Source organism: Cupriavidus sp. 05T41, assembly GCF_056396525.1.
Window position 1 is genome coordinate 49,493 of record NZ_JBFTLQ010000024.1, and the last position, 26,062, is coordinate 75,554.

At 65.0% G+C, this 26,062-nt stretch carries 24 protein-coding genes and 2 pseudogenes; 12 read left to right on the forward strand and 14 right to left on the reverse strand.

The features are described 5' to 3' along the window. Position 1: 1 nt before the first annotated feature. From AC1DKV_RS16020 to AC1DKV_RS16035, 4 genes and pseudogenes are all read left to right on the forward strand, one after another. A complete protein-coding gene (locus tag AC1DKV_RS16020) occupies positions 2–2,302 on the forward strand; it encodes a heavy metal translocating P-type ATPase (protein ID WP_441620418.1) in 2,301 nt (766 codons plus the stop codon). 427 nt (positions 2,303–2,729) lie between these two features. Next, the gene (locus AC1DKV_RS16025; RefSeq protein ID WP_267601401.1) at positions 2,730–2,933 is read left to right on the forward strand and encodes a YgaP family membrane protein; all 204 of its coding nucleotides are present in this window, start codon (positions 2,730–2,732) and stop codon (positions 2,931–2,933) included. A gap of 254 nt (positions 2,934–3,187) precedes the next feature. Then, positions 3,188–3,697: a hypothetical protein gene (locus AC1DKV_RS16030; RefSeq protein ID WP_441620420.1), complete on the forward strand. Its 510-nt coding sequence runs from the start codon at positions 3,188–3,190 to the stop codon at positions 3,695–3,697. 166 nt (positions 3,698–3,863) lie between these two features. Next, a pseudogene (locus tag AC1DKV_RS16035) lies at positions 3,864–4,055 on the forward strand (hypothetical protein); the annotation flags it as partial. On the opposite strand, the gene AC1DKV_RS16040 reads toward AC1DKV_RS16035, so the two are convergent. The 6 genes from AC1DKV_RS16040 to AC1DKV_RS16065 all read right to left on the reverse strand — a co-directional run bounded on the left by AC1DKV_RS16040 (position 4,045) and on the right by AC1DKV_RS16065 (position 10,121). Next, on the reverse strand, positions 4,045–5,118 hold the full coding sequence (locus AC1DKV_RS16040; RefSeq protein WP_441620422.1) for an NAD(P)-dependent alcohol dehydrogenase: 1,074 nt from the start codon (positions 5,116–5,118) through the stop codon (positions 4,045–4,047). The pseudogene AC1DKV_RS16035 and the gene AC1DKV_RS16040 overlap by 11 nt on opposite strands. A 173-nt stretch (positions 5,119–5,291) precedes the next feature. Next, positions 5,292–6,650, reverse strand: a complete 1,359-nt coding sequence (locus tag AC1DKV_RS16045) for an MBL fold metallo-hydrolase RNA specificity domain-containing protein (RefSeq protein WP_441620424.1) — start codon at positions 6,648–6,650, stop codon at positions 5,292–5,294. A gap of 11 nt (positions 6,651–6,661) precedes the next feature. Beyond that, positions 6,662–7,498, reverse strand: coding sequence for a universal stress protein (locus AC1DKV_RS16050; protein WP_441620426.1), 837 nt, complete (start codon positions 7,496–7,498; stop codon positions 6,662–6,664). 64 nt (positions 7,499–7,562) lie between these two features. Beyond that, entirely contained in the window at positions 7,563–7,985 is a 423-nt protein-coding gene (locus AC1DKV_RS16055; RefSeq protein ID WP_441620428.1) for an Hsp20/alpha crystallin family protein, read from the reverse strand. Between the two features lie 139 nt (positions 7,986–8,124). Further along, complete coding sequence (locus tag AC1DKV_RS16060; RefSeq protein ID WP_441620430.1) at positions 8,125–8,769, reverse strand: response regulator; 645 nt, start codon at positions 8,767–8,769, stop codon at positions 8,125–8,127. Then, entirely contained in the window at positions 8,766–10,121 is a 1,356-nt protein-coding gene (locus AC1DKV_RS16065; RefSeq protein ID WP_441620432.1) for a PAS domain-containing sensor histidine kinase, read from the reverse strand. The genes AC1DKV_RS16060 and AC1DKV_RS16065 overlap by 4 nt, the downstream gene beginning before the upstream one ends. A gap of 264 nt (positions 10,122–10,385) precedes the next feature. Between AC1DKV_RS16065 and AC1DKV_RS16070 the strand changes: the two genes are divergently transcribed. From AC1DKV_RS16070 to AC1DKV_RS16080, 3 genes are all read left to right on the forward strand, one after another. Next, positions 10,386–10,817, forward strand: a complete 432-nt coding sequence (locus tag AC1DKV_RS16070) for a response regulator (RefSeq protein ID WP_441620434.1) — start codon at positions 10,386–10,388, stop codon at positions 10,815–10,817. Positions 10,818–10,999: 182 nt separating this feature from the next. Further along, on the forward strand, positions 11,000–11,719 hold the full coding sequence (gene fnr, locus AC1DKV_RS16075) for a fumarate/nitrate reduction transcriptional regulator Fnr (protein WP_441620487.1): 720 nt from the start codon (positions 11,000–11,002) through the stop codon (positions 11,717–11,719). 798 nt (positions 11,720–12,517) lie between these two features. After that, positions 12,518–14,035, forward strand: a complete 1,518-nt coding sequence (locus AC1DKV_RS16080) for a bifunctional aminoglycoside phosphotransferase/ATP-binding protein (protein WP_441620436.1) — start codon at positions 12,518–12,520, stop codon at positions 14,033–14,035. 39 nt (positions 14,036–14,074) lie between these two features. On the opposite strand, the gene AC1DKV_RS16085 is transcribed toward AC1DKV_RS16080, so the two are convergent. The 5 genes from AC1DKV_RS16085 to AC1DKV_RS16105 all read right to left on the reverse strand — a co-directional run bounded on the left by AC1DKV_RS16085 (position 14,075) and on the right by AC1DKV_RS16105 (position 16,706). After that, positions 14,075–14,605: a flavodoxin family protein gene (locus tag AC1DKV_RS16085; RefSeq protein WP_441620438.1), complete on the reverse strand. Its 531-nt coding sequence runs from the start codon at positions 14,603–14,605 to the stop codon at positions 14,075–14,077. A 10-nt stretch (positions 14,606–14,615) separates the two neighbouring features. Further along, a complete protein-coding gene (locus AC1DKV_RS16090) occupies positions 14,616–15,221 on the reverse strand; it encodes a lipid-binding SYLF domain-containing protein (protein WP_441620440.1) in 606 nt (201 codons plus the stop codon). Then, complete coding sequence (locus AC1DKV_RS16095; RefSeq protein ID WP_441620441.1) at positions 15,218–15,439, reverse strand: BON domain-containing protein; 222 nt, start codon at positions 15,437–15,439, stop codon at positions 15,218–15,220. Before AC1DKV_RS16095 ends, AC1DKV_RS16090 begins: the two co-directional genes overlap by 4 nt. A gap of 47 nt (positions 15,440–15,486) precedes the next feature. After that, the gene (locus AC1DKV_RS16100; RefSeq protein ID WP_441620443.1) at positions 15,487–16,317 is read right to left on the reverse strand and encodes a universal stress protein; all 831 of its coding nucleotides are present in this window, start codon (positions 16,315–16,317) and stop codon (positions 15,487–15,489) included. Positions 16,318–16,415: 98 nt separating this feature from the next. After that, complete coding sequence (locus AC1DKV_RS16105) at positions 16,416–16,706, reverse strand: hypothetical protein (RefSeq protein ID WP_441620445.1); 291 nt, start codon at positions 16,704–16,706, stop codon at positions 16,416–16,418. Between the two features lie 237 nt (positions 16,707–16,943). Here AC1DKV_RS16105 and AC1DKV_RS16110 point away from each other — a divergent pair, with 237 nt between their 5' ends. From AC1DKV_RS16110 to mepK, 4 genes are all read left to right on the forward strand, one after another. Continuing rightward, positions 16,944–17,951, forward strand: coding sequence for a zinc-dependent alcohol dehydrogenase family protein (locus AC1DKV_RS16110; protein ID WP_441620447.1), 1,008 nt, complete (start codon positions 16,944–16,946; stop codon positions 17,949–17,951). Positions 17,952–18,072: 121 nt separating this feature from the next. Beyond that, positions 18,073–18,528, forward strand: coding sequence for a universal stress protein (locus AC1DKV_RS16115; RefSeq protein WP_441620449.1), 456 nt, complete (start codon positions 18,073–18,075; stop codon positions 18,526–18,528). Between the two features lie 13 nt (positions 18,529–18,541). Then, positions 18,542–20,185, forward strand: coding sequence for a L,D-transpeptidase family protein (locus AC1DKV_RS16120; protein WP_441620451.1), 1,644 nt, complete (start codon positions 18,542–18,544; stop codon positions 20,183–20,185). An 18-nt stretch (positions 20,186–20,203) separates the two neighbouring features. Next, positions 20,204–20,773, forward strand: a complete 570-nt coding sequence (mepK, locus tag AC1DKV_RS16125) for a peptidoglycan L,D-endopeptidase MepK (RefSeq protein ID WP_441620453.1) — start codon at positions 20,204–20,206, stop codon at positions 20,771–20,773. Positions 20,774–21,011: 238 nt separating this feature from the next. On the opposite strand, the gene AC1DKV_RS16130 is transcribed toward mepK, so the two are convergent. The 3 genes and pseudogenes from AC1DKV_RS16130 to AC1DKV_RS16140 form a co-directional block, all read right to left on the reverse strand. After that, positions 21,012–21,443: a universal stress protein gene (locus AC1DKV_RS16130; protein ID WP_441620455.1), complete on the reverse strand. Its 432-nt coding sequence runs from the start codon at positions 21,441–21,443 to the stop codon at positions 21,012–21,014. Positions 21,444–21,983: 540 nt separating this feature from the next. After that, positions 21,984–22,553, reverse strand: a pseudogene (locus AC1DKV_RS16135) (ISKra4-like element ISBte1 family transposase); the annotation flags it as partial. A gap of 784 nt (positions 22,554–23,337) precedes the next feature. Further along, positions 23,338–24,342, reverse strand: a complete 1,005-nt coding sequence (locus AC1DKV_RS16140) for a Bug family tripartite tricarboxylate transporter substrate binding protein (RefSeq protein ID WP_441620457.1) — start codon at positions 24,340–24,342, stop codon at positions 23,338–23,340. 267 nt (positions 24,343–24,609) lie between these two features. On the opposite strand from AC1DKV_RS16140, the gene AC1DKV_RS16145 reads away from it, so the two are divergent. Further along, positions 24,610–26,061, forward strand: a complete 1,452-nt coding sequence (locus AC1DKV_RS16145) for an aldehyde dehydrogenase family protein (RefSeq protein ID WP_441620459.1) — start codon at positions 24,610–24,612, stop codon at positions 26,059–26,061. Position 26,062: the final 1 nt, after the last annotated feature.

The following is a 26,062-nucleotide window of genomic DNA, read 5'->3' on the forward strand; positions in this document are numbered from 1 at the left end:
CATGGCGCTCGCGGAGCCTCGCCGCCATCCCTGGCTCGATCTGGGGCTCCTGGCGGCCTCCGCGGTCACGCTAACCGCAGGATCGCTGCTGTATTGGTTCGGATCGGCCGCGCTCGCCCGCACCGTGTGGCTGATCGGCATCCTGCCGGTGTTGGTCGCCCTGAGTGCCGGCACAGTCCTGGCGGCATGGCGCCGCAAAGCTGGGGTCGATGTCCTGGCGCTGCTGGCCATCGGCTTCGCATGGTGGCTTGGCGAGCGCTTCGCCGCGGCCGTGATTGCCCTGATGCTGGCGAGCGGACGCGCACTAGAGAGCTACGCGGAAGCGCGCGCCTCAAGCGAGATGAGCGCCCTGTTGCGCCACGCCCCGCGCGAGGCAAGCCGCTACGAAGAGGGCGAATGGCGGCTGGTGCCGCTGGACCTCGTGCATCCGGGCGACCGCCTGCTCGTACGCGCCGGCGAAGTGGTACCCGTCGACGGGACGCTGATCGAGGCCGCTGACCTGGACGAATCCACCCTGACCGGCGAGGCGATGCCGCAGCGTCGCGCGCCGGGCGAGCCGCTGCATAGCGGCGTGGTCAACGCCGGAGCGCCGTTCGAGATGCTTGCCGGCGCCACGGCGGCACAAAGTACCTACTCTGGCATTGTCCGCCTCGTGATGGAAGCACAGCAAAGCCGCAGCCCGTCGATGCGTATGGCCGACCGCTACGCCCTGCTGCTGGTGCCCCTTGCACTGGTGGTGGCTGGTGTGGCCTGGTTCATTACCGGCGATGCACGGCGGGCGCTTGCGGTGCTGGTCGTAGCGACGCCCTGCCCACTGATCCTGGCGGTGCCCGTGGCCATCGTCTGTGGCATGTCGCGTAGTTCCAGCCGGGGCATCCTGGTCAAAAGCGGCGCCGCACTCGAAAGGCTGGCGCAGAGCCGCGTGCTGTTCTTCGACAAGACGGGCACGCTGACTGCCGGCCATGCCCACGTTTCGGCAATCGAGGCAGCGCCGGGACACGCGCCAGACGACGTGCTGCGCCTGGCGGCCTCGCTGGCACAGGCATCGGTGCATGTGAGTTCCCGCGCGCTGGTGGCCGCGGCACGCGAGCGCGGCCTGGCGCTGGCGTTGCCAGCGCAGGTCTGCGAGGAGCCAGGCGCCGGCCTGAGAGGCATCGTCGACGGACACGTTGTCACCATGGGCTCCTTGGCCCATGTGGCTAAGACAACCGCGCCCAAGCCATGGAGCACGGCGCTGTTGCGGCGAATGAGCTATGAGGGCACGTCGGCCGTCTTTCTTGGCATCGATGGCGCCATGGGCGGCGCGCTGCAGCTCGAGGACCAGATCCGGCTCGACACGCCCCGTGCGTTGCGGTTGCTCAGGCAGGCCGGAATCTGGCGCATGGTCATGGTGACCGGAGATCGCGACGACGTGGCGCAGATGACCAGTGCGATGCTTGGCGTGACGGAAGTGCGCGCCCAGCAGACGCCAGCGCAGAAGCTCTCGGCAATCCGCGAGGCGCAGCGCCACGATACGGTCATCATGGTCGGCGATGGCGTCAACGACGCGCCCGCGCTGGCGGCTGCCGATGTCGGGGTGGCGATGGGCGCGGCGGGCGCCGCTGCGTCGGCGCAGGCAGCAGACGTCGTACTGCTGGTGGACCGCCTGGACCGACTGGCTGAGGCGATCCAGATCGCCCGCCGCGCGCGCCGTATCGCCGTGCAGAGCGTCGTGGCGGGCATGGCGCTATCCCTGGCGGCGATGATAGTAGCCGCGTTCGGCTACTTGCCGCCGCTGGCAGGTGCGCTGCTGCAGGAACTGATCGATGTCGCGGTGATCCTGAATGCACTGCGGGCACGCAAGCCAGGGCCGGACTGGCGGCCCGCGCAAATCACGCCGGCCGAAGCCACGAAACTGAAGGCCGAACACAGCGAACTGAGACAGGTGCTCGGCCAAGTGAGATCGATGGCGGATCGCGTAGCCGGCCTCCCTGGGAGAGTCGCGGCCGTGGAACTCGCGCAACTCAATCAGGCATTGCGCCAGCAATTGCTCGCGCATGAGCTCCGCGACGACGCCAATCTGTATCCGGAGCTGGCGCAACGGCTTGGCGGCAAGGACCCGCTGGCCGCCCTGAGCGGCGGGCATCGCGAGATATTCCATCTGGTGGGCATGCTAGAGCGCATCGCCGCCGACCAGGCGGCGGACGGCCTCGACCTGGAAAGCGCGCAGGAGGTCCGGCACCTGTTGTATGAGCTGAATGCGATTCTGCGTCTGCATTTCGCGCAGGAGGACGAGCTGTATCAGGCGTTGGGCGACGCCTGATTGCCAACGCCGCCGCACATGAGGGCAAAAGAATGGTCGACGACTCGTTCCACCTCGCGCCGCATTGCGCTGGATCAAGCCGCGCGCGGCGTCACCGACAATACTGGAACAATCGGCGCCCGCAGTCAGATTGACACGGACCAAAACCATCATGGCTGGCAAGCGTGTCGTCGCCTGTTCGCCTGCGCGTCAATGAGATGGAAGGCGACTGGGTCTATTGCGAGTCGAAGTGCCCGCGACGCGGCCGCTGACACGGGAGCCGTTTAACGGCGCGGCAGGCACTCCAGCGCTGGTACGCATCAAAGTTGCCATAGATCAACGCCACCGGTAGCCAGCTGGATATATTGGGCTCGTGCAGCCGCCGAATTGCGAAACGAACCCGGCGACGCCGCACCTGTATTTAACGGGCTATCGAAAGGAGGACGCTGTGCAAACCAATATCGGTACGGTTGACCGCACTCTCAGGATCGTCGTCGGCCTGGCCTTGATCGGCCTTGCCGTCACCGGCACGATCGGTGTGTGGGGATGGATCGGCGTGATTCCGGTCCTGACGGGGCTCGTCCGCATCTGTCCTCTCTACAGCCTGCTCGGCGTCAGGACCTGCCCGGCCTCGGGCGGAAAGCCCGGCTGATCCGGCCGACGCCCGCGGCAACGGCCAGGAGTCGCCGCCATTCCCACTGGCGACACGCCATGGAAGGCCCAACGCTCGATGTGGATCAACGAGCGCGGCCGCCACGCTTCAGAAGCATCTCGCAGACGAGTTGCCTGACATGCATGCCCTGCACTCGTCCTTTCCAGCAATGCCAATCCGGGGCTCTTCCCGCGTGGGAATAAGCATGGCGTTGCAGCGGCACAGGGTATGCGCGCCAATCACGGAGAGAGACCATGACGGACCAGACTGACGTCCCACTCGCATACTTCAGCGCCAATTGCGAGGCGGGCCTGCGTGCGCTGACCCTGTTGCAGGAGAGCCGCCAGCGTTTCCTTGAATTCCAGTTGGAAGCCATCCGCAAGGACATCAAGACAACGCGCGAAGTGGGTGCGCAACTTGCCAATGCAAACAACATCGCCGCGCTCGCCGCGCTGCCAGTCACTTTCCTGCGCACCGAAGCCGAGCATTGCGCGCACCTGATGCAAGCGTGGATGAGTCTAGCCATCCACAACCAGACCGCCATCGTCGAACAGATGCGCGAGATCGGCGAGTCCTGGCAGCGATGCCAGGCGATGAGCTTGCAGCAGGCGGGGAATACCGCTTCGATGGTGGCGCCGGTGCAGGAAATATTCGAGAAATTCAGACAAGCCACGGCGTGGAATCCCGCGTTGAACGGCACCGGCGCCGAAGTAGGAGGTGGCGCCGCAGCCAGTTCGCGAAAGAGGCCCGCCCATGCCAGTTGAGCACGCAGGCGAGGCGCCGGCCAGCCTACCTTCATGGCGGATCGCGCCGGTGACCGGCGGCGGGTGGACTGGGTGAAGCCATTTCGATCCGCCTGAGCGACGCCGGATAGCACGTGGCAGCCACTCATTCGCCGGGCAATGACCACGTGCAAACCTGGCTAGACCGCTAGCGCCAGGCTACCTTGCCAGGCACATGGTCACGGACATCCCTGCCGACATTCTCCAGACCAGGATCATGCCTCAGATCCCGGTCGGCAGGCCGGGGCGGCCGGACGAAGTGGCCGCGCTGCAAGCAGACCGTTGCCATGCGAGCCCGCGCGCACCGCAACCGCGGCGTGTGGCAGTGTTCAAGGCGTGATGGCTACCTTCAGCACGCCATCGCGCTGGTTGGCGAACAACTCGTACGCCAATTCGATCTGATCAAGCTTGAACCGATGCGTGACGAGCGGCCCGAGATTCAACCTGTCGCTCTGAATGACCTGCATCAGGCGGCGCATCCGCTCCTTGCCACCGGGGCACAGCGCCGTCAGGATGCGATTATCGCCAAGGCCGCCATGGAAAGCGTCAAGTGGGATGCGCAGGTCGCTTGAATAGACGCCCAGGCTTGACAGCGTGCCTCCCGGCTTGAGCACACGCAACGCGGTCTCGAAGGTCCCTTGCGTGCCCAGCGCCTCGATGGCCGCATCGACGCCCCGGCCACCGGTCAGTTTCAGGATCTCGTCGACCACATCGACCTGATGGAAATTGATCGTTATATCCGCACCCATCTCCTTGGCCATGCGCAGTCGCGTGTCGATGCCGTCTACCGCGATGATCAGGGCCGCGCCGCGCAACCGCGCGCCCGCCGTCGCGCACAGGCCGATCGGCCCCTGCGCGAACACCGCAACCATATCGCCGATCTTGATGCCCGCATTCTCGGCGCCGGCAAAACCGGTGGACATGATGTCCGGACACATCAACACCTGCTCGTCGCTCAGGCCGTCGGGGACGGGAGCAAGGTTCGCCTGCGCATCGGGCACAAGCACGTACTCCGCCTGCGTACCGTCGATGGTATTGCCGAAGCGCCAGCCACCGGCCGGCTTGTAGCCATGTCCGTGCGACTGGCCGTCTTGTGAAGGTAGCCCGTCCTGGCAAGCATAGGAATGGAAGCTGGGGCAGATCGCCCCGGCAATCACGCGCTGCCCTTCCCGGTATCCCTGGACTTCCCTGCCGAGTTTTTCGATCACGCCCACGGGCTCGTGCCCGATGGTCAGGCCGGGCTTGACCGGATACTCACCTTTCAGGATATGAATGTCCGTACCGCAGATGGTGGTGGTAGTGATACGGACCAGCGCGTCAGTCGCGCCGATATCCGGCACTGGCTTGTCTTGCAGGACAATCCGTCCGGGCTCGATAAAGACCGCTGCCTTCATGCTGATCATCGGGTTCTCCTGTTCAAATTAGGTTTCCCCTAGGTGTCATGCGCCCTGGCGATCTTTCGCTGATCGCGGGGCGCGACGGAACCCCCACTGGACGATCGCACCTAACAGTTGCAAGTGTCGTGGTGTGACACAGTCTTGCGAGCCATTTTTCATCATTCCCGTTCCTCCGTTGGCTAGTCCAGCGAATATGAACGAAGATACTCCGGCATCGTGACCGGCCAGCGCAGCTCCCGCTCGATCCGCTGCCGCAGGGCGTCGCTCGCAGCTGGCTCGCCGTGCACCACGAAGGTCTGCCGTGGCGGGCCACCGAAGCCGCCAAGCCATGTCATCAGTTCGTTGGCGTCCGCATGCGCCGAAAGCGAGGTGATTTGCTCCACCGAAGCCTGGATGGCAACCCGCTTGCCGTGGATCCGCAGATCGCGCATGCCCGAGGCTAGCATTGCGCCGCGGGTACCGGCGGCCTGGAAGCCGGACAGCAATATCGTGTTGCGCGCGTCCTGGCCATATGTCTCCAGGTGATGCACCACCCGGCCGCCGGTTGCCATGCCGCTGCCGGCCAGGATGATCTTGGGCGCGCGGTCATGGTTCAGCCAGACGGACTGCTGCATGCTCTGCACCAGGATGGCCAGGTTGCACGCTGCCGTGCAGGCGGCGCGGTCGATCCAAAGTTCGTCGGGGTGCAAGGCAAAGACCGTGGTGGCGTCGATGGCCATCGGGCTGTTGAGGTAGACCGGCACGTGCGGAATGCGATTTTGCTGGCGCAGCTTGTAGAGGCAGTACAGCAGCGCCTGGGTGCGCCCGACGGCAAACGCAGGAATCACCACGCTGCCGCCGCGGCCGATGGTGCGGCTGACGATTTCACCCAGCCTGTCGAGCGGATCGTCTGCGGAATGGGCGCGGTCGCCATAGGTGGATTCCACCAGCAGGTGATCCGCTTCGCGGACGATCTCAGGTGCGCGCATCACGATGTCCTGCTGCCGCCCCAGGTCGCCGGAGAAAACGATCCGCTTGCCGTCCACGTGCAGCGTCACGATGGCCGAGCCAATGATGTGTCCGGCGCGATGAAACTCCACCTCCACGTCGGGCGTCACCCTTACCCGCGTGTCGTAGTGGAGCGGATCGAGCCGGCGCAAGGCGCGCACGGCGTCCGCGCCGTCGTAGAGCGGCAACGCCGGCTGATGCCGCGAGAAGCCCTTGCGGTTGGCGTATTGCGCATCCTCCTCCGCCAGGTGCGCGCTGTCTGGCAGCAGGATCTGGCACAGCTGCGCGGTGCCCATGGTGCAGAACACCCGTCCCCGAAAGCCGTTGCGAACCAGCAATGGCAGGTATCCGCTATGATCGATATGCGCGTGCGTCAGCACCACCGCGTCGAGCCTGGACGGATCGACCGGCAAGCGGTCCCAGTTGCGCAGGCGCAGCGCCTTGTAGCCCTGGAACAGCCCGCAGTCCACCATCACACGGCTGCGTCCAGTGTCGAGCACATATTTGGATCCCGTGACCGTATCTGTCGCGCCGAGAAATTGCAACTGCATGGGGCGCTCCGTCAGTGCGACAACAGCAGTGGCACCGGCGCATGGTGCATCAGCGTGCGCGTGGTGCCGCCCATGATCAGTTCGCGCATGCGCGAGTGCCCGTACCCCCCGGCCACCAGCATGTCGGCCCCCAGTGTCCTAACCACGTCAAGGAGGGTGGAGCCGACCGGCCACGCTTTCTGCTCGTTGCGCACGCCGGCCACGATGCCGTGGCGCTGCAGGTAATGCCGCAAACCAGCCACCGGCTCCGAGTCTGCCTGCGGTTCGCCGCGATCGTCCCAGACTCCGACGATGGTGACGTGGCTGGCGCGCAGCAGCAGAGGCATGGCATCGGCCACGGCCCTGGCCGCCTCACGCTGCCCGTCCCATGCGATTGCCACGTGCCCGCCATGCAGCCGCCGATACTCCGGCGGCACCAGCAACACCGGGCGACCGGCATTGAGCAGCACGTACTCGGCCTCCCCGGCGCCCAGGGATGCCACTTCCTGCGTTGCCACAGGTCGCGCCATCACTGCCAGGTCGGCCACGCGGGCCTCCCGCGCCAGGACCCAGCCGGTCTCCTCTTCCACCACGCGGTGCGAAAAAGGCACGCCCGGCGCATGCGCTGCCATGACTTCGCTCAGGATTTCGCCCTGCCGTGCTGTCTGCGACAGCAGCCTGTGGCGGGACGCCGCCATATACCGCACAGCGTCATCGCCAACACCCCGGATCGGGTCCATGCGCAGGCCGGTGGCGCTGACGCCATTGATATGCGCGCCAAAAGAGGCTGCCAGGTCGGCGGCCATCCTGACGCGCGATGCGCAATCGGGATCCGCTCCGAGCGCGACCAGCACGGTTCGGTAGTCCATGATGTGCTCCGTGTATTGGCTGTATTGGCCAGCACGCCCGTGGGCGGACCCGGAAAACACCGGGTCAGCGGATCGTCACGCGCTGCTGCGGCGAGGCTTCCTTCTTGGGCAGTACCACGCGAAGGACGCCGTTCTCGTAGCTGGCATCCACCTTGCCCTCGTCCACGGAACTGTCCAGCGTAAAGACCCGTTGCATCGAGCCACTGTAGCGCTCGCGCCGGATCACCCGCTCGCCTTCCTTCTGCTCGGAAGACTTCTCCACCTTGGCCGAAATCATCACCGTGCCGCGATCGACGGACACTTCGATATCTTCCTTCCTGGCGCCGGGGATCTCCGCGACCAGGTTGTAGGCCTTGTCGGTCTCGGTCACATCGACCTTGAATGCGAAGCCCCCTTCGTAGTTGCCGCGAAACGCGCGCAACATGCCTTGCAGCATGTCGCCAACCGGTTCGATCGACAGCGGATCGTAGATCCTCAGATTGCTCATTTGTCGCCTCCTTGGAGTGACGGGTCCGCATGAGGCGCGGACCTCCACTTCATGGTGGCACAGCATGCTTGACGCGCCTTGTCTCAGATCAAGCGCGGCGTCGACGGACAGCGAGACGTCGTCGGGGGCCAGGGCTGGTCTAGAGGTCGCCTTCGCCGAACAGGCGATGGCGGATCGCATAGCGCACCAGCGCCGCCTCGCTGGGCACCTGCAGCTTTTCCATCAGCCGCATCTTGTAGGTGCTCACTGTCTTGGCGCTCACGCACAGGCCGGCGGCGATCTCAGTCAACGGCTCGCCCAGCACCAGGCGTCGATAGACCTCCATCTCGCGGTCCGACAAGTGTAGGTGGGGATCCTCGAGATGTTCGTCCTGCAGGCTGTTGGCCAGCTTCTCGGCCATTGCCGGGCTGACGTAGGTGCCGCCCGCAGCGACCTTGCTGATGGCGCTGACCAGTTCCGTGGCGGCGCTTTCCTTGGTCAGGTAGCCCGCCGCCCCAGCCCGGAACGCACGCACCACGTACTGCTCCTCGGCATGCATAGTCAGTACCAGGATACGCAGTGCGGGCTGCTCGACGCGCAACTGCTTGATCAGCTCCAGCCCGCTGCGCCCCGGCATGGAGAGGTCCAGCAAGAGCACGCGGGGCTTGCACTCGCGCGCCATCTGGAGCACGGCGGTGCCATCCACCGCCTCGCCCACCACATCGAAGCCGCCCGCGCGGCTCAGGATATGGCGCAGCCCGTCGCGCACCACGGCGTGATCGTCGGCGATCATCACGGGAATCATGGACTTGCCTCCGCGCTCGCAGTCGTGGTCAATGGGAAACACACGGTCAGGCAGAAGCCTTCGCCAGGCGCTTGCCTGGTCGCCACGGTGCCGCGAAGCAGCCGTGCGCGCTCCCGGATCCCGACCAGCCCAAGCGATACCCGCTCGCCACCGGCAGGTTGCCTGGGGAGATTGCCGCGGCCGTTGTCCCGCACTGTCAGCTCGTAATGTTCCTCCTGGCGAACCAGCTCGATATCGACACGGTCGGCCTGAGCATGCTGCACGACATTGCTGAGCGCCTCCTGCACGATACGGAACACCGCGATGGCCGCCTGCTCGCCGACGTCTTCCTCCTCGGCGGCATGGGTGATGACAGTGATGCCGTAGCGTGCGGAGAATTCCTTCGCCAGCCATTCGATCGCGGGAATCAGGCCAAGCTCGTCCAGCAAGGCCGGGCGTAGGTCCGCGGCGATGCGCCGCACCGAAGCCACGGTTTCGTCAATGACAAGGTGCATGGCTGCAGCTTGGTCCAGTAAGCCGGGCGCGGTTCCAGCGTCCTTGAGGTCGCTGGCGAGAAGAGCAAGGTCCATTTTCAGCGCGCTCAGGCGCTGGCCGAGGTCGTCGTGCAATTCGCGGGCGATACGGCGACGTTCCTCTTCCCGCGAAGCCTCGACCCGGTCGGACAGTTGCTGAAGCTCCTCCCGCGACTGCCGCAAGGCCGTCTCCGCCCGCACCCGCTCCGTCGTGTCCCGCAGGATAACGGTAAACAGCTTGCCGCCGCCCTCCTGCATCTGGGAAATGGAAGCTTCGATGGGAAACTCCGTGCCGTCCTGCCGCAGCGCATGCAGTACCCGCTGCTGGCCCATCTGCCGGTCCGTGACCCCAGTGACGCCGAACCGGCGCACGTGCGTCTCATGGGCCAAGCGGAAACGCGCCGGAATCAGGTCCGCCAGAGGGCGGCCCATCATGTCCGCGGCGGCATAGCCAAACAAATGCTCCGCCATGGGGTTGAACAACACGATTCGCTGGCCTTCGTCCACCGTGATGATCGCTTCCATTGACGAGCGGATGATCCCTGCCAGCCGGGCTTCGCTGCCCTGGGTACGCGCCAGGTTCTCTTCTGCGTCACGCTGCAGCCGCCGCAAGCGCACCAGCAGCAGGGACAGCATCACGGCCACGGCCAGTCCCCAGGCGCCGAGCATCGGCGCGGCCAGGCCCCCAGGCCGTGGGGCAAGCGCGGTGATAAAACACAGCGCCAGCGACATCAACAGCAAGAGCACGGTGCCGCCCACCGCCAGTTCGCCAAGCTTGGCATGAAGCGATGTCTTCGCCGCAGAAGGCAGATTCGGTGAAGGAGGCTCTTTGATCGCCATGGCTGGTCACGGAGTGCTTCTGGATCCTCGGCAAGTCCTGCCGGGGGCCGCCGGAGACTCTCCTGTTAAGGTAGGCTATCCGCGCAAAATGCACACGCAAATTGTGATGCGCCTGTAATTTTGCGAGACGGAAGCATCTGGCGCCATCAGCCGGATAGCCGATGACCCTTGTCAGGCTTTCCTGACAAGGAGGCTCTCTTTCCCGACGACACTCTCAGCCGCCCCTTCTTTCGAGAGGCCCCGCCATTAACCATACTCGGAAGCATGAACCACCCGGCCCGCCCCGACCTCCTGACTGTACTGCTGCTCGAGGACTCTACCCTGATCGGCGCGCGGCAGACCAGGATGTTGAGATCGATCAAAGAGTTGGAACTGCTCGCATTGGCCCGGGATGCGTGCGCGGCCCTGCTGGCAGCACAGATCCTTCTGCCCGATGTCGTCATTCTCAGCCTGAACCGGCACGAAAGATCCTGGCTGAACGTGCTGCAGGACCTGAAGCGGATGCGTCGCCACGTAACGGTGGTCGTACTTAGCAACTGCTCGGTGCCGCCGATGCGTAGTGCCTACCTGCAGGCCGGTGCATCGCTCTTTTTCGACAAGACCACGGAGTGCGACGCGCTGCGCCGCGCCCTGCTCCGCCTGGCAGCGGACAAGAGCGCGGCGACGGGTACGGTCCAGGAGTCCACAGCGGCATAGCCAGCGCGGGGCTCTAGCGCCGCGCTTGGTGCCGGCAGCGAGGGCGAACCACAACAGCGGCCAGTCGGACCGGCTGGGCCCAGGAGACAAAGGAAGCAACCATGTCAGAGTATCTGCAGCGGGCAACACCGGCGGCAATGCCTGTCGCCCCCATCGGTGCTGAAGTCCTTGAGTCCCTGTCCATGTACAGGGACACCGCGCCGCCAGCAGGTGTGACCCGCAAGGCAAATTGCTCCAGCTGCGCAATGCGCGCCATCTGCATGGGTGGCAACCTGAACGACGCGGATCGCACTAGGCTGGATACCGTGATCCATAACTGGCGCATGGTGCGGCGCGGCGAAGCGCTCTACCGTGCCGGCGACGCGTTCCAGAGCATCTATGCCCTGCGTTCCGGATCATTCAAGACGGTGGTGTCCCACCAGAACGGATGCGAGCAGGTGAGCGGCTTCTTCCTCACCGGCGAGACGCTCGGGCTCGACGGCATCTGCACCGAGCGGCACGCCTGCGATGCCATCGCCCTGGAAGACAGCGCGGTATGCGTGATTCCCTTCCATCTGCTCGAAGCACTCTGCCGCGAAATGCGTTCGCTGCAACAGCATGTGCACCGGATGCTAAGCAGCGAAATCGTGCGCGAATCGGGCGTCATGCTCCTGCTCGCCAGCCTGTCCGCGGAGCAGCGCGTGGCGGCATTCCTGCTCAATATCTCGGACCGCCAGCAGGTGCGCGGCTACTCCCGCCGCGAACTCACGCTGCGCATGACGCGCGAAGAGATCGGCAGCTACCTGGGCATGAAGCTCGAGACCGTCAGCCGCACCTTGTCGCGCTTCCAGCGCGACGGCCTCATCGATGTCAAGGGAAAACGCGTGACCCTGATGGATCTTGACGCACTGGACCGGATCTAGGGGCCTGCAGTGGGACTTGCATGGTGCGCTTGAGTAGCACTTGCATTGCCGTCAGCGAGCGGGTATTGGCGGCCATATGCGCGGCGGCGGGCCTGCCGCGGCCCAAGACGTGCGCATGCTCTCCCGCCGACACCGCCGACGCCGCCATGGAAGTGCCATGCTTGGCGAGATCAGAGTCGTCGCTCGGTTCTCGCTCGGCGGACACAGTGCGGGAAACGGCAGCGGCGTCCATCTGGCCGCGGATTCTCTGCTCTCTGCTGTCCAGCACAGTGACCAGGCTGGATATCTGCTCTTTGGTCAAATTGGACATCGCAGGCTCCCGGGCACGGAAAGGTGGATCCTCTCAATGAGCCGATGAGAGCGGGCAAGCGGCTTGCGCCAAGTCAGGTGTCGTGATCCGGATCTTGTCGCCCCCGGCGCCATTGCGGGCAACGCCGGGATCGCCACGAACGGTGGCCTCCGCCCTTGGCTTGGGCGGGCGAAGCCAGTTCGGTTCCGACGCACAGCCGGCGCAAAGCATGGCGGCAAGGCAAGCCGCAAGGCCACGCGAACGCGTGGAGCCGCCACCCCGACCTTCTTCGGACCTCCTCATCGCCTCTCTCCCGTCGCAGGCGCATGGACCCCCGACAACAAGTGTCCGCGGCGTCGCGCGCCGAACCCTCATTCCGCTTCAAGCTTCAATATAGGCGGGTCGCCGCCGGCCAACTTGATCCGCGTCAATCCGAATTCCGGCCACGTGCATAGCATGGGCATATGACCTGGCCCGATCGGGGAGGCAGGCACCTGGGAGGGCCCGGCATGGAACCGGCGGTACTCACGCAAGCGTTGATGCGCCCCACGGCCTACCCACATCCCGTGGGCAAAGTCAGCGTCATCGAGACGCACATCTCGCAAGTGTTCCTGGCCGGCGCCTTTGCCTACAAAGTGCGCAAGCCGGTGCGCCTGGATTTCGTCGACCTCTCCACTCTGGCTGCACGCAAAGCGGATTGCGAAGCCGAACTGGAGTTGAATCGCAGGATGGCGGCGGCGCTCTACCTCGGCCTGGTACCGATTGTGGCGGGCCCTGGCCAGCGGGATGTCCGGGTAGGAGGCACTGGCGAAGCGCTGGAGTATGTGGTGAAGATGCACCGCTTCCGTCAGCGAGATCTGTTCTGCCGCATGGCAGAGTCGGACCGGTTGACCGCATCGCATATCGAGACGCTGGCCCATCGGCTTGCCGCGATCCATCTGGCTGCGCCCGTAGCAGTGGCCAGCAGCGGGCACGGCACGCCAGGACGGATCGTGGCGGTGGCGGAGCAGGCCATCGCGCGCGTTGCCATGCTCGCCTCGGCCACCGATGCAACATCACACCTGGCGGCGCTGCTGCGCGAGCGGGCCGCTTCGCTGCACCCCGCCTTTGAGAAGCGGCTGGAGAGTGGTCATATCAGGGAGTGCCATGGCGACTTGCATCTCGGCAATATCGCCTTGATCGACGGTGTCCCTACGCCTTTCGACTGCCTCGAATTCGATGCAGGGCTGCGCTGGATCGACACGATCAGCGATATCGCTTTTCTCTTCATGGACCTGCTGCATGCCGGCAGGCAAGATCTTGCCTATCGCCTGATCAATACCTACCTGGAGTGTACCGGCGACTATGCCGGCCTGGCTTTATTGCCGTTCTACACGGCCCTGCGCGCCGTGGTGCGCGCCCGCGTGCTGCTTGAGCGGGAGCACCAGCGCAGCGTGGCGGGGTTGAGCAACGCCGCGGAAATGGCGACGATGCAGATGCGCTGCGTCGATTTGCTTGCGCTGGCCAGCGTTACCCTGACGCGGCCTCCGGGCGCGATCGCCATCATGCATGGCCTATCGGGCAGCGGCAAGAGCACCGTTGCCCAGCAGATCGCGGTGGCCGCAGCCATGGTGCGCGTGCGCGCGGACGTTGAGCGCAAACGTCTTCCACATAGGCAAGTCGCTTCACAAGGCGATCTTTACACGGCTGAACACACCGCCCGCGTCTACGGGCGACTACTAGCAATCTGCCGGCTTGGCAGTGCCGCTGGCTTCCCCATGATCGCCGACGCGACCTTCCTTGCACGCGAGCACCGGCTACGGTTTGCGTCGCTGGCCACGCGCCGGGGCGTGGCGTTCTCCATCGTCGACTGTAGTGCCGACCTGGCTACCCTGCGCGAACGCATCGCCGCGCGCGCGCGCCAGGGTGGGGACCCGTCCGACGCCGACCTTCAGGTGCTGGAGTGGCAGCGGCGCGTGCAGGAGCCGTTGGGCAGCGATGAATGGCGCCATGTAGTGCGTATTGGCGACGCCAGATCAACTGGCTGATGCGGATCAAGCTGTGCCATCGACGTAAGATTTGCCAGGTCAGGCTTCCTTGGGCGATAGCCAGGCAGGCCGTTGCGCGGTGTCGGCCCGTGCGCTTGCTGCCTCCACCTGTGCCGCGAAGGCACGCAGCGCCTGCAGCGCTGCCCCGCTGGCCACATTGCTCTGGCGCAGCGCAATGACCGGTGACGGCGCCTCCGAGGCCAGGCGGGCAACTTCCTCTGCCGCATTGAACCCACCTTGCCGGGCCATCACGCAGACCACCGACGTCTTACAGGTCAGTGGCAGCCTGTCACGCAGGAAGCTGCGCATAGGCGCGGCCAAGTGGCCAACCCAGACAGGCGCGACGATGACAATCTGTTGGTACTCGTCCAGTGAAGGGCCAGCGTAGCGGTAACCTACATGCCGCTGCAACAGGACGTCCAGTACACAGCGGGCATCGCCCAGCAAGCCGGCGCGGCTGACCTGGTCGCCGACTTCCGCGATCGGCCAGCCGGTGTGCGCAGCCAGTTCTTCCGCGGCTTGGCGCGACGTCCCGGTGCGTGAGTAATAAACGATCAGGATCTTTTCCATCGATGGCTCCTCAGCTCTCGATCCGCGTTATCCGCGTGCCGACGAGCGACAGGTTGATCATGATGCCGCTGTTGGTCAGCACGAAGCCCACAATGTCACCCCGCACGGTATTACTGTCTATGCTGGCCCCGATGCCCAGGCTCAGGATCGATACCGATCCGTCCACACCCACGGTCCAGCCCTGGCTGGCGCGAAAGCGCTCAAGCGCCTGCTCGGTCAGGAACACCAGCACGACCGCCTTGGATCCCATGCCCGCCTGCACCCCGAGCGATGCGCCTATGAGCCGGTAATAGGCCTTGTCTCCGCCCACGCCGCGCATCATGCCGTCACCCTGCTCCACGCCTGCCACTGCGCCACCGGCCAGCACATCGGGAAAGACCAGCACACCGCTGGACTTGCCCGCCAAGGCCCGCGCGCCAGGATTGCGTGCGTACAAGCGCGCCAGCACGGCTTCGCAGAGTGCATCGAGTTCGTCGGCATCCAGCACGACCTTGTCGGCGGCACCAGCCCACGCGGCCGCAGGCAGGCCTGCGGTGCAGCACAGCACGGCAACTCCGGCGAGCGCCTGGCATGCCAGGCGCCGCTGCTTGGCGGCAGGCGGCAATGTGCGCGTCATGGCCCCACCATCATGCGGGCCACCAGCTGAGTCACGCGCGGTGCGGACCATGCCGTCTCGCGGGCGGCTCGGATCTCGGCCCAGTTGCGCAGCGTGCCGGACAACATGACCTTGCTGGCGTCGTCGCTGACCTGGGCAGCGATGCCCGCGGCACAAATCTGGGGGACCCACTCCAGTTCCTCGCGGCCGTCCTGCCTGAGTTTCGCATCGCTCTTCATCGTGTTCTCCGGTGCGCTTGTGTATCGTGGCGACGCAGTGCCGGCAGTTAATGCGACATCAGTACCGGCACCGTCATGGTGTCCAGCAAAGCCGCGGTGACACCGCCCAGTACCAGCTCGCGCAGGCGGCCGCGCCCGTAGGCGCCCATCACCACCAGATCGGCGCCGAAATCCGCCCCGCGCGAGAGCAAGGTCTCGCCGATGGCGATGTCCGATCCTTCCTGGCAGTGTTCGATGTCTGCGTGGACGCCATGGCTTGCCAGCGCAGCAACAGCATGGCTCGGCGGGCTCGCATCGGGCCGCGCGCGCGCGCCTTGCGCACAAAGCACCTTGGCCTGGCCACCGGCGATCAGGGGCATGGCGTCATGCAAGGCGCGAGCGGCCTCGCGCCCGCCGTCCCACGCCACCATGGCACGTGCGCCGGGCACGGCGAACCGGCCGGCGAATGGAATGACAAGGACCGGCCTCCCCCCATCGAGGATGATGCTTTCCAGGAACTGGGTCGCGACAAAGCTGTCCGGGGCGGCCGGATCGTATTGCCCGGCAACGACAAGGTCGGCCTCGCGCACCTCGCGCAGTGCCATCATCAATGGATCGCCCTCCACTGCGCGCCACTCGATTTCCACCCCAAGGTCCTGCGTTGCGGCCTCGAAGCGGCGGCGCACTGCCTCGCGTGCATCGCTGCGCCGCTGGCGGTCCTCGTCGATATAGGTCGCAGCCCCCTGCATCAAGTAAAACCAGGCAGCATCAGGCATAAAGCCGGCAAACAGCCCGATCAGCCGTGCATGGCGGGCGACGGCGAGCCGGGCAGCGATTTCAAGCCGGTCCAGCGCTCGTGGACTGGTGTCCAGATGGACCATGATGCTGGCGTAATCCATGACATTTCTGCGCGGTTGGGAGGCCTGTATCCAGTCTAGGAAACGCCTGGATAGGGCTATTGACTCAGGTCAAGCCGATGCCCCTTGCTTACTTCGGCTTACGCCGACCTTGCGCCGGCGCTCCCTTCTGCCAACGGCGCGTTGCATGCCGCCTTCTGGACCGTAGCCTTGGCCTTGGCTTCGTCCAGCAGGATCTGTCCACCCTCGAGCAGGCTGGCGCGCAGGTCTGTCAGGTCGACATAGTCCACCTCATACCTGAGATAGCTGTTATCGATCACGTGCGCCACCTGCTCGGAGCCTATCGCAGTCGCCGGGCGAGGCGCCTCCGCCAGCGCCCGATTGGCCAAAGCGCTGCCGTCCACCGCAAACAGTATCTTGCTGTACTTCATGCACCTCCAGCATCAGCGAAATCGGCGGATGGCCGGCACGCACACGCCTGCGCGCCGCCCTTGGATGCATCTAGCGTGTATGCTCGGACGCGCTCGGTGCAGATGCGGATCATGGCATCGGAAACTGTATGGGACGCCCGCCTGGCGCGCGCCATTGACGCGAATCAAGCGGCGGCGGCGGGCGTCGCCTAGCATGAATGCTGGGTGCCTCTGGGGGCGTTCGCGGAGGATGGCAACATGCAAGGTACGATGCGCGCGATGATCTTCGACGGCACCGGGCCAGCCCTGCGCTTGGCGCGCGTCCCCGTGCCGGTTCCCGGCCCCGGCGAAGTGCGCATTGCCGTGAGCACCTGCGGCGTCTGCCGCACCGACCTGCACATTCTCGACGGCGAACTCGCGCACCCTAAGGCGGCGCTGATTCCCGGCCACGAAATCGTTGGCAGGGTGGAGTCCTGCGGCGCAAGCGTGACGGGCCTCGCCCCCGGAGACCGGGTAGGCGTGCCCTGGCTTGGTCGGACCTGCGGGCACTGCGGCTATTGTGCAGCGCATCGCGAAAATCTGTGCGATACGCCGCAGTTCACCGGCTATACGCGCGACGGCGGCTACGCCGAGTATGTGGTGGCCGACAGCCGTTATTGCTTCCCCGTCCCGGAGCACTACGACGACGTGCATGCTGCGCCCTTGCTGTGCGCGGGCCTGATTGGCTACCGCACGCTGTGCATGGCGGGAGACGCCCGTGACGTCCGTTCTATCGGCATCTACGGTTTTGGCGCGGCCGCCCACCTGGTGGCACAGATCGCAGTAGCCCAGCAGCGCGAGATCTTCGCCTTCACACGCCCCGGCGACGACGCCGCCTGCCAGCTCGCCCGCGACACCGGGGCCTGCTGGACCGGTCCGAGCGACCAGCCCGCGCCGCAGCCGCTCGATGCCGCGCTGATCTTCGCGCCGGTGGGTGCGCTGGTGCCGATGGCGCTGCAAGCCGTCGCCAAGGGCGGCACCGTGGTTTGCGGTGGCATCCACATGAGCGATATTCCGGCCTTCCCCTATCGCTTGTTATGGGAGGAGCGGTCGATCGTGTCGGTGGCCAACCTCACGCGCGACGACGGGCTGGAACTGATGCGAATCGCCCGCGCCACGCCGCTGCGCACCACCACGACGGTCTATCCGCTGGAGCAGGCCAATGCCGCACTGGCCGACCTGCGCGCGGGCCGCCTGGCCGGCGCGGCGGTACTGCGCATCGCCTAGCCTGCCTGCTGCCGGTGTCTTGATGCAGGTCAATACGGCATCTGGCCCGCCCCCTATGCTGCAGATGGCGGCGGCGCCCATGCGCGCACACCTCCCTATATCCAGCCAAGAGGCACGAACCATGTATCAGCGAATACTGCTCGCGGTGGACGGCAGTCACTCTTCCGACCTCGCCCTGAGCCAGGCCATCACCGTCGCCAAGGCTACCGGCAGCGAGGTCAAGGTGCTCTTCGTGGCGGACGATAGCGATGTCTTCTTCTCCACTGGCAGCTACGATGCCAACAAGCTCATGGAGAGCATCCTGGCCGTGGGGCGCGATGCGCTGGCAGCCGCCGCCAGGCGCCTGTCGGAAGCGGGTATCGCGCATACGACGAAGATTCTCGAAAAGCCCGTTTCCCCCGGGCAGATATCCACCACCATCGTGGAAGAAGCCGATCGCTGGAGTGCGGATCTCATCGTAATTGGCACGCACGGCCGCCGCGGCTTCCGGCGCCTGATCATGGGCAGCGTTTCCGAAGGCGTGGTGCACAAGAGCAACAAGCCTGTGCTGATGGTCCGCAGCGAGCGCCCTGAATGAGCGCAGAACGCGGATGATAGGCGTCGCGCCGGCGGCGCGCAGCTTGGTGCTAGGCGTGTCGCTGATCCGCCGCGCCGGCACGCCCAGAATCGTGGCGGGCTTGCTGGCCGCATGGGCCTCGAGTTGGCATGCGGGAGTGCTGGCCACGGATGTCGCGCTCTGGTTTTCGCACGGCCACCCCACTGCCGACGCGCGGCAGGCCGCGGATATCCTGGTCGCCGCCGCGGCCGACGGGCTGGAGCCCCGCGACTATGACGCCGACGTCCTGCATCGTGCGCTTGACCAGGCCGCGCAAGGGCCGCCACTGGCACCGGAAGCGGTGGCGCGGCTTGATGGCGATCTGACGGGCGCAATGCTGCGCTACCTGTCCGACCTGCACGGCGGCCGCGTCGAGCCGCGTCAGATCCACGAGAATTTTGCCGCCGCACCGGATGGGCAGTTCGATCCTTCGGCCTACCTGCGCACAGCCGTCGCCAGGCACAGCCTGCCGAGGGCCGTCCAGCAGGCGGCGCCGTCGTTTCCCCTGTATGGCACCCTGCGCGAGGCACTCGCCCGTTACCGGGCGCTGGCAGGTGATCCGGCCTGGCAGGCGCCGCTGCCGCCGCTACCGGGCAAGAAGCTGGCGCATGGCCAGGCCTACGCTGGCGTGCCGGTGCTGACGCAGCGACTGATCGCGCTGGGCGACCTGCCCACGGGCACGCCCGTCCCGGAGCGCTACGAAGGCGCGCTGGTGGAAGGTGTCAAGGCATTCCAGGCCCGCCACGGGCTGGAGGCCGATGGCGCTATCGGGGCCAGCACACTAGCGCAGTTGAATGCCTCGCCCGCCAGCCGCGTGCGGCAGATCGAACTGACGCTGGAGCGCCTGCGCTGGACGCCGCTGCTGGAGAGCCCGCGCATGATCGTGGTCAACGTGCCGGAGTTCGTGCTGCGCGCCTATGAAGTCCACGACGGTAACGTCCAGGTCAAGGTGGAGATGAAGGTCATCGTCGGCAAGGCGCTCGACACGCGGACACCGCTCTTCAAAGAAGACATGCGTTTCATCGAGTTCAGCCCGTACTGGAACGTGCCACCCTCTATTGCGCGTGCGGAGACCTTGCCCAGGCTGCGGCGCGACCCCGGTTATTTCGAGCGGCAGGGCTTCGAATTCGTCGGTGCCGACGGCAAGGCGGTGACCACGCTGTCGGCGGCCAGCCTGGATGCCGTCCAGCGCGGGCAGATGCGCATCCGGCAGCGCCCGGGGCCGATGAATGCGCTTGGGGACATCAAGTTCATCTTCCCCAACAACGACAACATCTACCTGCATCACACGCCCGCGCCCGGGCTGTTCACGCGGGACCGGCGCGACCTGAGCCATGGCTGCATCCGGGTCGAGGAACCGGCGGCCCTGGCCAGCTTTGTGCTGCAGGACATGCCAGGCTGGACTGAAGCGCGCATTCGCGATGCCATGGACAAAGGGCAATCCAGCACGCTGCGCTTGCAGCAGCCGCTGCCTGTGGTGCTCGCGTACGGCACGGTCATCGTCAAGGCCGACGGGCGCGTGTATTTTTTCTCCGATATCTATGGGCTCGACCGAGTGCTGGACGAGGCGCTGCGGCAACGCTCCGCGAACCTGCGGACTTCCTCATGGACTAGTACACGCGCAAGATTGAGCCAATAAGTCAAGGGAGAGTGTTCGATGACCGGACCGCACAGCGACCCTCGCCGCCTTTTCCTGCGCCGCACCGGCGAACTCGCCCTGGCCGGCATGCTGCTGCCGCTACCGGCCCACCCCGCGCTTGCGGCCCTGCCAACGTTGCCGGCTGCCCGCAGCCTCGCCTTCGACCATACCCACACCGGCGAGCGCATTGCCATCGTCTACGCCGTGGGCGAGCAGTTCGTGCCCGAGGCGCTGGCCGCGCTCAACCGGTTCCTGCGCGATCACTATTCCGGCGAAGTCGGTTCGATCGACCCGCAACTGTTCGCGTTGCTCTACAGCCTGAAGCAGACACTATCCTGCGAAGCACCCTTCCAGGTCATCTCAGGCTATCGCAGCCCGGCCACAAACGCGCGCCTACGCAAGACGGGCGCCGGCGGCGTCGCCACCCATAGCCTGCATATGGACGGCAAGGCCATCGATATCCGCCTGCCCGGCGTGCCGCTGGCGGATCTGCGCGATGCCGCCCTGTCGCTGCGCGGTGGCGGTGTGGGATTCTATCCGCAAGAGCAATTCGTGCATGCGGATACGGGGCGCGTGCGGAATTGGTAAGTGTCAAGGTTCTATCGCGTTCGCTTGCGCGCGCCCGGCCCGCCGCAGAGCGGCTTCCAATTTGGTCAGCAGGCGCCTCCACTCTGCCGTCCCCTGCATGCGTGCCTGCTCCGCTGCTCCCCACTGCCGGCTGAAGGTCGCGCTGAGCTTCCGCCTCGCTCGCCTGCAGCCGCGCCGCGGCTCGCAAGATGGCCGACTCGCCGGTCGCCTGCCGAACCGACTGCACCGCATCCGTGGCTCACGCTTCCTGTGGTGCCCTCACAAGCATGACAGGCACCTTGCACTGGTGTGCAAGCCCTTCAGCTACACTGCCCATCAGCAGCCGGGTCACCCCGTGACGTCCGTGGGTGCCGATCACGACGAGCCGAGCGTGGCTGCCTTCCACGACTTGCCGGATCTGATTGGCAATGTCACCGAGCGCCGCGACGTCGTCGACCAGGACGACATGGCAGTGCAGATTGTTGGCTTCGGCCTTCGCCTGTGCCGCCGTCAGCAGTTCCTGCCCCCTCCTGACCAAGCCTACCCGCACCTCTGCCAATTCATATCCACTGTCAATGACGTGAACAATCTCCAGCTCCGCGCCGCAAGCGCCGGCAAGATCGATCGCCTCTTCCAGGGCCTGATCGCTGCAGTGGCTGCCGTCGATCGCCACCGAGATATTCTTGTACATGCGCCATCTCCTTCAGGATTGCTGGATTGTGTTCAGCCTGCGGCCAAGCACGCCCCAACTGCTGGCCAATCAGTCCGACAACAGCACTGGTACTGTCGTCGACTCCAGTAGCGCGCGCGTGACACTGCCCCCCACAAGTTTGCGCATCCGCTATGCGTTCATGGGCACCCATTGCACTAGGATCAGAACAATGATCTGGTCTGCGGCTCGGGTGAGCTACCTTTGGCCGAGATGAGCGCCGCTTACCGTCGCAGACTCAAGGAGACGCGCTTCGACACCATGGCACGCATCCTCCGACTGGATGGTGCTGTAGGCATATCCCGTGAGGGCTAGCTGCGAGCAATACACTAAGCGTATCGACCGTATCAGTGCACGAGATACCTCCGTACTTTGGCCACCGCCCTGAAGAAGCCGCATGAGCCCCAAATTCACTAGAGCTTACCGCGAGGGACAGGTGTCACCGCAAATCTGGCTTTCCGCATTCATCCTAGGATGCGCGGATGACAGGCATCTTGATTTCGCTCAACAACAGGTTAGCCGCATTTTCTGTACCCGCATGGCGATGTGGAACCAATCGACAACGTACTCATCGCGGTCACCAAAGCCGAGTTGGGCAAACCGTACGGTATCCCCGCCGTCCGACAGGAAGGTGACCGGCTGACTGGGTTGCACACCTTCTCGTAGCAGGAAGTTCCACATACGATCGGCCGGTCGGCGCTCCAGCTTGTGCGCGTAGGCAAAACTATTTCCGCCATCCCGATCCCGCAGGGACTTCCCGACGATCACTTCAAACCAGCGTCCTGGCGGCGCCGGTGGCCGGCCCCCCCGAAGGTAGCCGCCGACAATGCCGACCGCGCGGACCGGACTGGGCTCCGGGATCTCGAGCGAGCGGACGTTCGCCGCCACCTCAGCCTGCTGCCGGGCGTCGGCGGCCCGTTCCGCTCCCAACCGGCGACCGAGCGTGGTGACCTGCCGCCGGATCGAGCTGGCTGCCAGCACAAGATCGAGCGGCAATACCTCCTGCAGGACGTTGACAGTCAGACCATACGACATCAACGCGGCAAACTTGACCTCGAGATACTGAAGTTCTGGACTGACCCGCTCAGGCAGATCGCCACCGAAATGTGAGCCGCATGCGCCCAAAGTACGCTTCTGGCGCCAGATGTCGGCACAACTGAATGGCTAGTTTCCGGTTGCGAACTGCCATTCCGATGCGTGATTGGGAATGGTGGAGAAGGGTCGCCTCCTGCCGGCTGGCGCAGGCGCAGCGAACCTCGGGGGCGACTAGGCGCTTGCCGGGGCGAACAGGGGCCCTGTCGATGCCCTTATCCCGATGAGGGGCACCAATCGGGATTCAGTCGCTAACGCCCCAGTAACGCGCACGCCCGGACGATGTCGGGCTGGTCGAAGCTTCGATGAATCGCAAGCGACGCCTCGACCGCCCTATGCGGATTTGTGCGCCCCTGCGAAGTTCGCAGCGTTGTCCATGACAGGGGGCAAAGAACGCCTGAGCCTTCGCAGACGTCCTCGCAAGCTCCGGGTGTTCAGGAACCAGGTCGATGTCCGAGTTATGACTCCATTCCGTCATCGTAGTGGGCGTGCACCCCCTATTCCTTGCCGGTCTCCCGGCGCGCTCAGGACTTGTGCCTGACGCCGACCGCCACCCCAAACATGTGATCCTTGTCTGTACCGAGGTAATAGCCGTTTGTGTAGCCGATCGCGGCGGAACAAATGTTCAATGCCGCATTGCGCGTGTACGCCGATACACATCGGTCCGCCTGGAGAAGCTGTAGTCCGCGATGAACATTCGGCCACGGATGACCGGTTTGGAAGCTGATATGGAATCGGGCCGCAAGGGTCCGGGACAATCAGAGGTGGGAGGCTGCCGAGGTGCTTACTCGACGACGATCCCGCGCTCCTTGATCAGCGTTGACAGCCGCCTGCTCTCGTCAGTCAGCAGGTTTCGGAAAGCTAACTTGTCCAGTGCCACCGGTTCGGCGCCGAGTTGCGCGAACCGTTGCTTGAGCACTGGCGAGGCCAACACCTTCTTTAACGCCGCAGAAAATCGCTCGCTGATGTCGGCCGGGACCTTATTCGGTGACCACACCCCGAACCAGACATCAAGACTCGCATTGCGGATGCCCAGGTCCCCGTATGACGGTGCGTCCGGAAAGAACGGCGACCTGCTCTCGCTCGCCACTGCCAGCAGCTTGACCTTGCCACTTCGGATGTGGGGGAAGCCAATCCCCGGGTCGAATACGACGTCCGTCTGACCGGCCATCACATCCTGCAGCGCAGGGGCGGAGCCTTTGTACGGCACCTGCGTGATCGACGTGCCGATGCTCTGGTTGAATAGCTCGGCGGCGAGATGCGGTGCCGTCCCGGTACCGGCCGACGCGATGGTGATCTTGCTCGGTTGCGACTTCGCCAAAGCGATGAACTGCTTGGCGTCCCTGGCCTCAAGCGTGGGACGGGCGACCAGATACATCTGGGCGCGTCCGATCGCCATGACGGGCGTTAGATCCCGGGACGGGACGAGATTCGACTTGAACAGATATGGGTTGGCCGTCTCAACCGAGGTGGGCGCAATCAGAAACGTGTACCCGTCCGGCGCCGCCCTCACGACTTCGCCGACCGCCAGGTTGCCGCTCGCCCCCGGCTTGTTTTCGACGATCACTGTCTGCCCCAGTGCTTCATTCAGCAACTGTGCAATCGCACGCGCCATCACGTCCGTTCCGCCGCCGGGAGCGAAACCCACCACTAGGCGGATGGGCCGTGCCGGCCACGCCGCACTCTGGCTCGCGGCCGGAAACGCCGCACCAGCCAGCATGGCGGCCCCCAGCGCCAATACGGCGCGGCGTGAACGGAAATGAGAAATGGGGCTGAAGCGGTGGGTCATGGTGGTTGTCTCCTGAATGGTGATTGCGGTCGAAAGCGCCGTCGGTCAAACCATAGACGGACGATTCATGGTTGTAAATAGGGATTCAACGTTGTCCATAGGATAATTTTAGGAAAAGTGATCCCCGGGTTGTTTGCGTAGAAAATTATCCTATGGATAACGATACAACCCTATTTACAAAGAGGAGGCGATGCTCTACCGTTCGATTCATCGGCAGCATCCCGGCCATGATCGGTACGCCGCAACGCAAAAACTACGAGAGACAACGTGCTTGATAAGAGACAGTTCCATATCGGTGGGAAGTGGGTAATGCCCGCACGGCCCCAAGACCTGACGGTGATCGACCCATCCACCGAACAACCCTGCGCGGTGATATCCGTCGGCGATACGATCGATGCCGACCGCGCGGTGCAGGCGGCAAGGCAAGCCTTCGCAGGCTGGTGTCGCACCGAGCCGGGCGAGCGGCTTCGGCTGGTCGAGCGGCTGCTGGAGATCTACGAACGACGCGCCGCGGAAATGGCGCGGATGATCAGCCTGGAGATGGGGGCGCCCGTCGACATGGCGCGGGCCGAACATGTCGGTGCTGGCGCGTATCACATGAGGAACTTCATTACCGCGTTTCGCACGTTCTCGTTCGAACGTTCCATCGGCACGCATGCACCCAACGATCGGATCCTGATGGAGCCGATCGGCGTGGCCGGCCTCATCACACCATGGAACTGGCCCATGAATCAGGTCACGCTGAAGGTGGTGCCCGCACTGCTGGCCGGATGCACCGTCGTGCTGAAACCATCGGAAATCGCGCCGCTCTCTTCGATGCTCTTTGCCGAGTTCATCGAGGAAGCCGGCTTTCCGAGCGGCGTGTTCAATCTCGTGAACGGTGACGGCACGGGGGTCGGCGCGCGCCTGTCGTCGCATCCCTATATCGACATGATCAGCTTCACCGGCTCGACCCGCGCTGGCATCGCCATATCGAAAGCCGCCGCCGAGACACTCAAGCGAGTGGTGCTCGAACTCGGCGGAAAAGGGGCCAACCTCATCTTTGCCGACGCCGATGCGGATGCGGTGAGACGCGGGGTGCTCCATTGCTTCAAGAACACCGGTCAAAGCTGCAACTCCCCTACCCGCATGCTGGTCGAGCGCTCGATCTATGCGCGCGTAGTCGACGAGGCCCGGGAAATCGCCGAGAACTTCGCGGCCGAGGCGGCGCACGCGCCGGGGAAGTTCTTCGGCCCGCTGACCTCGGCGGCGCAATTCAGGAAAGTCCAGGAGATGATCGAGACAGGCACGGCGGAGGGCGCGCGACTTGTTGCAGGCGGCCCCGGGCGTCCCGAAGCGCACGAATGCGGCTACTTCGTGCGGCCGACTGTTTTCGCCGACGTGACCAACCAGATGACCATCGCCCGAGAGGAGATCTTCGGCCCTGTGCTCTCCATTATTCCGTTCGACACCGAGGAAGAGGCGATCGCCATCGCGAACGATACGCCGTATGGGCTGGCCAATTACGTGCAATCGACCGATGACGAACGATGCCGCCGCGTCGCGGGCCGGCTGCGTTCGGGCATGGTGGAGATGAATGGCAGGCCGCGCGCCCCGGGATCTCCTTTCGGCGGCATCAAGGCGTCCGGACGCGCCCGCGAAGGCGGGATCTGGGGCATCGAGGAGTTCCTCGAAGCCAAGGCAGTTTCCGGTTGGACGGATCCTGCCTGCTCGCGCTGAC

Excerpts from the sequence above, each read along its gene's own strand:
- AC1DKV_RS16020 (WP_441620418.1), top strand. The coding sequence starts at position 2 with ATGGCGCTCGCGGAGCCTCGCCGCCATCCCTGGCTCGATCTGGGGCTC.
- AC1DKV_RS16030 (WP_441620420.1), top strand. The coding sequence starts at position 3,188 with ATGACGGACCAGACTGACGTCCCACTCGCATACTTCAGCGCCAATTGC.
- AC1DKV_RS16040 (WP_441620422.1), bottom strand. The coding sequence starts at position 5,118 with ATGATCAGCATGAAGGCAGCGGTCTTTATCGAGCCCGGACGGATTGTC.
- AC1DKV_RS16045 (WP_441620424.1), bottom strand. The coding sequence starts at position 6,650 with ATGCAGTTGCAATTTCTCGGCGCGACAGATACGGTCACGGGATCCAAA.
- AC1DKV_RS16050 (WP_441620426.1), bottom strand. The coding sequence starts at position 7,498 with ATGGACTACCGAACCGTGCTGGTCGCGCTCGGAGCGGATCCCGATTGC.
- AC1DKV_RS16055 (WP_441620428.1), bottom strand. The coding sequence starts at position 7,985 with ATGAGCAATCTGAGGATCTACGATCCGCTGTCGATCGAACCGGTTGGC.
- AC1DKV_RS16060 (WP_441620430.1), bottom strand. The coding sequence starts at position 8,769 with ATGATTCCCGTGATGATCGCCGACGATCACGCCGTGGTGCGCGACGGG.
- AC1DKV_RS16065 (WP_441620432.1), bottom strand. The coding sequence starts at position 10,121 with ATGGCGATCAAAGAGCCTCCTTCACCGAATCTGCCTTCTGCGGCGAAG.
- AC1DKV_RS16070 (WP_441620434.1), top strand. The coding sequence starts at position 10,386 with ATGAACCACCCGGCCCGCCCCGACCTCCTGACTGTACTGCTGCTCGAG.
- fnr (WP_441620487.1), top strand. The coding sequence starts at position 11,000 with ATGTACAGGGACACCGCGCCGCCAGCAGGTGTGACCCGCAAGGCAAAT.
- AC1DKV_RS16080 (WP_441620436.1), top strand. The coding sequence starts at position 12,518 with ATGGAACCGGCGGTACTCACGCAAGCGTTGATGCGCCCCACGGCCTAC.
- AC1DKV_RS16085 (WP_441620438.1), bottom strand. The coding sequence starts at position 14,605 with ATGGAAAAGATCCTGATCGTTTATTACTCACGCACCGGGACGTCGCGC.
- AC1DKV_RS16090 (WP_441620440.1), bottom strand. The coding sequence starts at position 15,221 with ATGACGCGCACATTGCCGCCTGCCGCCAAGCAGCGGCGCCTGGCATGC.
- AC1DKV_RS16095 (WP_441620441.1), bottom strand. The coding sequence starts at position 15,439 with ATGAAGAGCGATGCGAAACTCAGGCAGGACGGCCGCGAGGAACTGGAG.
- AC1DKV_RS16100 (WP_441620443.1), bottom strand. The coding sequence starts at position 16,317 with ATGGATTACGCCAGCATCATGGTCCATCTGGACACCAGTCCACGAGCG.
- AC1DKV_RS16105 (WP_441620445.1), bottom strand. The coding sequence starts at position 16,706 with ATGAAGTACAGCAAGATACTGTTTGCGGTGGACGGCAGCGCTTTGGCC.
- AC1DKV_RS16110 (WP_441620447.1), top strand. The coding sequence starts at position 16,944 with ATGCAAGGTACGATGCGCGCGATGATCTTCGACGGCACCGGGCCAGCC.
- AC1DKV_RS16115 (WP_441620449.1), top strand. The coding sequence starts at position 18,073 with ATGTATCAGCGAATACTGCTCGCGGTGGACGGCAGTCACTCTTCCGAC.
- AC1DKV_RS16120 (WP_441620451.1), top strand. The coding sequence starts at position 18,542 with ATGATAGGCGTCGCGCCGGCGGCGCGCAGCTTGGTGCTAGGCGTGTCG.
- mepK (WP_441620453.1), top strand. The coding sequence starts at position 20,204 with ATGACCGGACCGCACAGCGACCCTCGCCGCCTTTTCCTGCGCCGCACC.
- AC1DKV_RS16130 (WP_441620455.1), bottom strand. The coding sequence starts at position 21,443 with ATGTACAAGAATATCTCGGTGGCGATCGACGGCAGCCACTGCAGCGAT.
- AC1DKV_RS16140 (WP_441620457.1), bottom strand. The coding sequence starts at position 24,342 with ATGACCCACCGCTTCAGCCCCATTTCTCATTTCCGTTCACGCCGCGCC.